The following is a 5,481-nucleotide window of genomic DNA, read 5'->3' as shown; positions in this document are numbered from 1 at the left end:
CCTCGGTCGACAGGGCCCGGCGCAGCCGGCTGCCGACGATCGCCAGCAGCAGGTCGCCGACCTCATGGCCCAGGGTATCGTTAACCTTCTTGAACTCGTCCAGGTCCATGAACAGGACCGAGACCGGGCAGGCGGCGTCGACCCCGCGGGCGAAGGTCTCGGCCAGCCGCTCGTCGAAGCAGCGGCGGTTGGGCAGGCCGGTCAGCGGATCGCGGTAGATCAGGTCCTGGACCTCGCGGTCCCGGCGGTCGCGCCGCAGCGCCATGGCGAACAGCCGGCCGATGGTCCGCCGCAGCGGCTCCGGCATCTCCTCGGGCCGCGACAGACCGGCCAGCAGCAGCGCGCCGGCGATCCGGCCGTCATCATCGGTCAGCGGCTCGGCCAGCGCGGCGCCCGGCCCGCCCGCCGGGCCCACCAAGGGGCCGGCGGCCGGCGCACTGGTGAAGACGGCGACGCCGGGGGGCTGGCCGGCCGGGCCGACCCGGATCGTTCCCAGGGCGTCCAGCATCGCGCCCCGCAGCCCGCTCTGCGCCAGCAGCGACAGGCTGGCACCGCTTTCATCCAGCCGCAGGAAGGCGACGCCGGGCAGCGCCTGCAGCTGGCCCACCGCCCGGGCGACATCGCGCAGGACGCTGTCGATCGGGTCGCCGTCGACCAGGGCCTGCAGGGCGTCGCGCTCCAGCGCGACCAGGGATGGGGAGGTCGGATCGGTCATCGGGCCGGGACAGTCATTCCCGACCCGAAGGGGGCCTGGATTGCCACAAGCAGCGGCTGGACGGTCGACACTCTGCCGCTCATGGCTTCCGCATCATCTCCCGATCGAACGAATGACCCGATGGCCTCCGCCGATTAGAGCCGGAATCATTTCCAGGGCGGAAGGCAAATCAATTAAATACAATTTTAGTAAACTGCAATCTCTTCGCCTTGTCCAGCCGGAGAGTGCCGAGTCGCGGGCGATCCGCGCCGATTGACGAATCGAACGGCAGCCGCCAAAGGTGGACCGCCGGGCGCTCCGCGGGGCGGCGATCGCAAGGAAACAGGGGAAAGATCATGCGCATCCATGGGCGGCGGCATCTCATCGGTCCGATCACGGCGGCGGCCCTGGCCCTCGGCGCCGCGCTGCCGGCCCAGGCGGCCGGCGGCAAGCTGGTCTTCATCTCGCCCGATCCGCTCGGCGTGAACGACTTCCTCAAGCTCGGCCGCAAAGGGGCGGAGGAAGCGGCGGCCGCGATCGGCGGCGAGGCCAAGGTCTATGAGAGCACCGACCCCGCCACCCGCCGCCAGAATGTCGAGGCAGCGGCGCGCGAGGGTGCGGCGGTGGTGATCGTGATCGGCTTCGAGTTCGGCGACATCGTGCCGGATGCGGCGGCCAAGTTCCCGGACACCAGGTTCCTGATCGTCGACCAGTGCATCCAGAAGCCGATGCCGAATGTCTATTGCGCCGTGTTCCGCGAGCATGAGGGTGCGTATCTGGCCGGCGCCGAGGCGGCGCTGACCTCGGAGAGCGGCACCATCGGCGCGATCGGCGCGCTCGACATCCCCTTCCTGCACCGCTTCACCGACGGCTTCGCCGCCGGCGCCAAGGCGGTGAACGACGAGATCGTGGTCAGCCCGACCGTCTGGGTCGGCGGCGACAACCCGTTCTCCGACCCGGTGCGGGCGCAGCAGCAGGCGGTGTCGCTGATCAGCGAGGGCGCGGACCGGGTGCTGGCCGCCACCTCCGGCGGCAATGGCGGCATCTTCAAGGCGGCGGAGGCGACGCCGGGCACGCTGGCCTTCGGCGTCGACGTCAACCAGTGTCCGCTGGCGCCCGGCGTGGTGATGGACAATATCGAGAAGAAGGTCGATGTCGCGCTGGTCGAGGCGGTGAAGGGCATCCTGGCCGGCACCCAGGCGCCGCTGACCTCCTACGGCGTGAAGGAGGGCGGCATCACCCTGACCGGGCTCGGCGACGACGTCGCCAACTCGAAATGCCTGATCGCCGAGCATCCGGACGTCATCACCAAGGTGCGCGAGCTGCGCGACGCCATCGCCGCCGGCACGGTGACGGTGGCCGATCCGCTGACGGCCGGCCAGTAACCCGGCGCGCGGAGGGCCGGGGCGTGGCATTCCTGGAGATGCGCGGCATCGTCAAGCGCTACCCCGGGGTGCTGGCCAATGACCGGGTCGACCTGTCGGTCGAGGCCGGCGAGATCCATGCGGTGATGGGCGAGAACGGGGCCGGCAAGTCGACCCTGATGGGCATCCTCTACGGGCTGGTGCAGCCGGACGAGGGCGAGATCGTGATCGACGGCCGGCCCCGGCCGTTCCGGTCGCCGACGGACGCCATCGCCGCCGGCCTGGGCATGGTGCACCAGGCCTTCAAGCTGTTCGACAGCCTGACGGTCTGGGAGAATGTGGTTTACCGGGCCGAGCCTCGACGCGGGCCGTTCATCGACCGCGCCGCCGCCCGCCGAACGGTGGCGGAGCTGGCGCGGCGCCACGGCCTGCCGGTCGATCCCGACGCCCGGGTCGGCATGCTGCCGGTCGGGGTCAAGCAGCGGATCGAGATCCTGAAGGCGCTGTACCGTGATGCCCGCATCCTGATCCTGGACGAACCGACGGCGGTGCTGACCCCGGGCGAGCGCGACGGGCTGTTCCAGGTGATGCGCGGCCTGGCGGCGGACGGGCGGACGATCCTGTTCGTCACCCACAAGATCCATGAGGTGATGGCGGTGACCGACCGCATCACCGTGCTGCGCGACGGCCGCAACGCCGACCGCATGGTGACGGCCGGGACCGACCCGCAGGCGATCATCCGGGCGATGACCGGCCGCAACGTCTCGCTGAAGGTCGACAAGGCACCGGCGCAGCCGGGCCGGCCGCTGCTCGAGGTCGAGGGGTTGACCCTGGCGGCGCCCGGGAAGCCGGCGGTCGACGGCGTCTCCTTCGCCGTGCAAGCGGGGGAGATCGTCGGCATCGCCGGTGTCGCCGGCAACGGCCAGACCGAGCTGATCGAGATGCTGGCCGGGCTGCGGGCCGCCGATGCCGGGTCGGTCAAGGTCGACGGGCGCGACGTCACCGCCGCCGGGGTGGCCGGCCGCCGCGCCGCCGGCATCGCCTATGTGCCCGAGGATCGCGCCCGCACCGGCACGGCGCCGCGGGCCAGCGCCGCCGACAATCTCGCCATGGGCTTCCACCGACGGGTGCCGCTGTCCCGCCGCGGCGTGCTGGACCGCGCGGCGATGCGGGACCGGGCGCGCGGCCTGATCGCCCGCTTCGGCATCAGGATCCCGGGCGAGGGCACGGCCGTCGGCACCCTGTCCGGCGGCAACCTGCAGAAGGTGGTGGTGGCGCGCGAGCTGGACCATCAGGCGCCGGTGCTGATCGCCGAGCAGCCGACCCGCGGCGTCGATGTCGGCGCCATCGAGTTCATCCATGGCCGGCTGGTGGCGGAGCGCGACCGCGGCCGCGCCGTGCTGCTGGTCTCGGCCGAGCTGGGCGAGATCCTCGCCCTCTCCGACCGGGTGCTGGTGATGTATGAGGGCCGGGTGATCGCCGAGGTGCCGGGCGCCGACGCCACCGAGACCGGCCTCGGCCTCTTGATGGCCGGGGTGACGGGGCAGGCGGCATGAGGGGTGCACCTACACCAGGACCGCTCCCCTTCTTGTCCCCCCTCCCCTTGCGGGAGGGGGTAGGGGAGGGGGTTCGTGCCGAAGCTCCGACGTGTGACGGGGCATGAGGGCCATCCTTCCGCGCGCCGAGTCCATTTGTTCAGCGCGGTTTTCTCCGTCGACAACCCCCTCCCCCTAACCCCCTCCCGCGAGGGGAGGGGGGACGCAGTTTGTTCCCGCCGGGGCGCCCCCATGACCGCCGCCGCCTCTGTCCTGCGCGGCGCCGCGACCTCCTCCGTGCTGTGGGCGATCCTGGGCGGGCTCGTCATCGGGGCGCTGATCACCCTGGCCGCCGGGCACGACCCGGTCGCGGTCTATGGCGAGATCCTGGCGGGCGCCCTGGTCGGGCCGAACCTGGCGGAGACCGTGGCCCGGGCCGTGCCGCTGGTCGGCATGACGCTGGTGGCCGCGATCCCGCTGCGCGGCGGCATGGTCAATCTCGGCGGCGACGGGCAGCTGGTGCTGGGCGGCCTGGTGGCGGCGGTGGTGGCGCTGTACCTGCCGGCGCCGGGCGAGGTCCGGCTGGCGGCCGCGATCCTGGCCGCCATGGCCGTCTCCGGCGCCTATGCCGCGCTGGCGGCCTGGGGCGAGGTGCGGTTCGGCGTGCCGTTGCTGATCTCGACCCTGCTGCTCAGCTACCCGGCCCAGGGTGTCAGCTCCTACCTGGCGCGCTTCCCGCTGCGCGACCCGTCGACCGGCATGCCCGAGACCTACCGGGTGGAGGAGGCGGCGCGGCTGCCGGTGCTGGTGCCGGGCACGCCGATCACCTGGGGCCTGGTCCTGCTGCTGCTGGTCATCGCCGCCGTGGTGTTCACCGACCGGCGCGGCACCGCCGGCTACGAGCTGCGGCTGCGCGGCCTGAACCCGCGCTTCGTCGCCTATGGCGGGGTCGATCTCGGCCGCCAGACCGTGCGCACGCTGTTCGCCAGCGGTGCCGTGGCCGGGCTGGTCGGCGCCATGCTGGTGCTGGGCGACCAGTTCCGCTTCACCGACAACGCGCTGCTGTCGCCGGCCTATACCTGGTCCGGGCTGATGGCGGCGCTGCTGGCGATGGGCGAACCGATCGGCGCGGTCTGCGCCGGGCTGTTCTTCGCCGCGCTGCAGACCGGCGGCTTCGCCATGGAGCGGGCGACCGAGGTGCCGCGGGTGCTGACCCTGGTGCTGCAGGCGGTGATCATCCTGCTGCTGGCCATGCGCCACGGCCTGCGGAGGCGATGAGCGGCATGGACTGGCTGTCGCTGTTCAACGCGGTGCTGTTCGCCCAGACCATCCAGGCGGTGACGCCGATCCTGCTGGCCGCCCTGGCCGGGGTGCTGTGCGACCGCGCCGGCGTGTTCAACATCGCGCTGGAAGGCCAGATGCTGATCGGCGCCTTCTGCGCCATCGCCGGGACGTATTACACCGGCAGCGTCGCCGGCGGCGTGACCGCCGCCCTGGTCGGCACCATGACCTTCTCCGCCATCCTGGCCTTCGGGTCGACCTGGTTCCGCGGCGACCCGATCGTCATCGGCATCGGCCTGAACCTGCTGGCCTCGGGCCTGACCGCCTTCCTGCTGCGCATCCTGTTCGGCGTCTCCGGCACCTTCACCGACCCGACCATGCAGGACCTGCCGCGCGTGGTGCTGCCGCGGATCGCGGCGGTGCCCTGGTTCAACCGCGTCTTCGGCAGCCACACCGTGCTGACCTGGGCGGCCTGGATCCTGGTGGCGGTGATCGCCGTGTTCCTGTTCCGCACCGTCTGGGGCCTGCGCCTGCGCGGGGTGGGGGAGCGGCCGGACGCGGCGGAGACGCTGGGCGCCGGCGTCGCCCGCACCCGCATCGCCGCGGT

At 72.2% G+C, this 5,481-nt stretch carries 5 protein-coding genes; 4 read left to right on the top strand and 1 reads right to left on the bottom strand.

The features are described from left to right. The coding region (locus P409_RS25375) for a GGDEF domain-containing protein (protein WP_034845008.1) at positions 1 to 715 on the bottom strand (715 nt) is incomplete at its 3' end. Between the two features lie 335 nt (positions 716 to 1,050). Between P409_RS25375 and P409_RS25370 the strand changes: the two genes are divergently transcribed. The 4 genes from P409_RS25370 to P409_RS25355 form a co-directional block, all read left to right on the top strand. Then, the gene (locus P409_RS25370; protein ID WP_052121373.1) at positions 1,051 to 2,079 is read left to right on the top strand and encodes a BMP family ABC transporter substrate-binding protein; all 1,029 of its coding nucleotides are present in this window, start codon (positions 1,051 to 1,053) and stop codon (positions 2,077 to 2,079) included. Between the two features lie 23 nt (positions 2,080 to 2,102). After that, positions 2,103 to 3,614 (top strand): ABC transporter ATP-binding protein, encoded by a 1,512-nt coding sequence (locus tag P409_RS25365; protein ID WP_202964808.1) that lies wholly within the window; start codon positions 2,103 to 2,105, stop codon positions 3,612 to 3,614. Positions 3,615 to 3,845: 231 nt separating this feature from the next. Continuing rightward, positions 3,846 to 4,871 carry an ABC transporter permease gene (locus P409_RS25360; protein ID WP_034845007.1) on the top strand — a complete coding sequence of 342 codons (1,026 nt, stop codon included), beginning with the start codon at positions 3,846 to 3,848 and terminating at the stop codon, positions 4,869 to 4,871. Beyond that, positions 4,868 to 5,481: ABC transporter permease subunit (locus P409_RS25355; protein WP_052121372.1), on the top strand; the 614-nt coding region annotated here is incomplete at its 3' end. The genes P409_RS25360 and P409_RS25355, both read left to right, overlap by 4 nt.

It is taken from the genome of Inquilinus limosus MP06, assembly GCF_000767795.1.
Taxonomy (GTDB): Bacteria; Pseudomonadota; Alphaproteobacteria; order DSM-16000; family Inquilinaceae; genus Inquilinus; species Inquilinus limosus_E.
The sequence above is the reverse complement of the archived record's forward strand: the minus strand, read 5'-3'. Positions and strand labels throughout refer to the sequence as shown.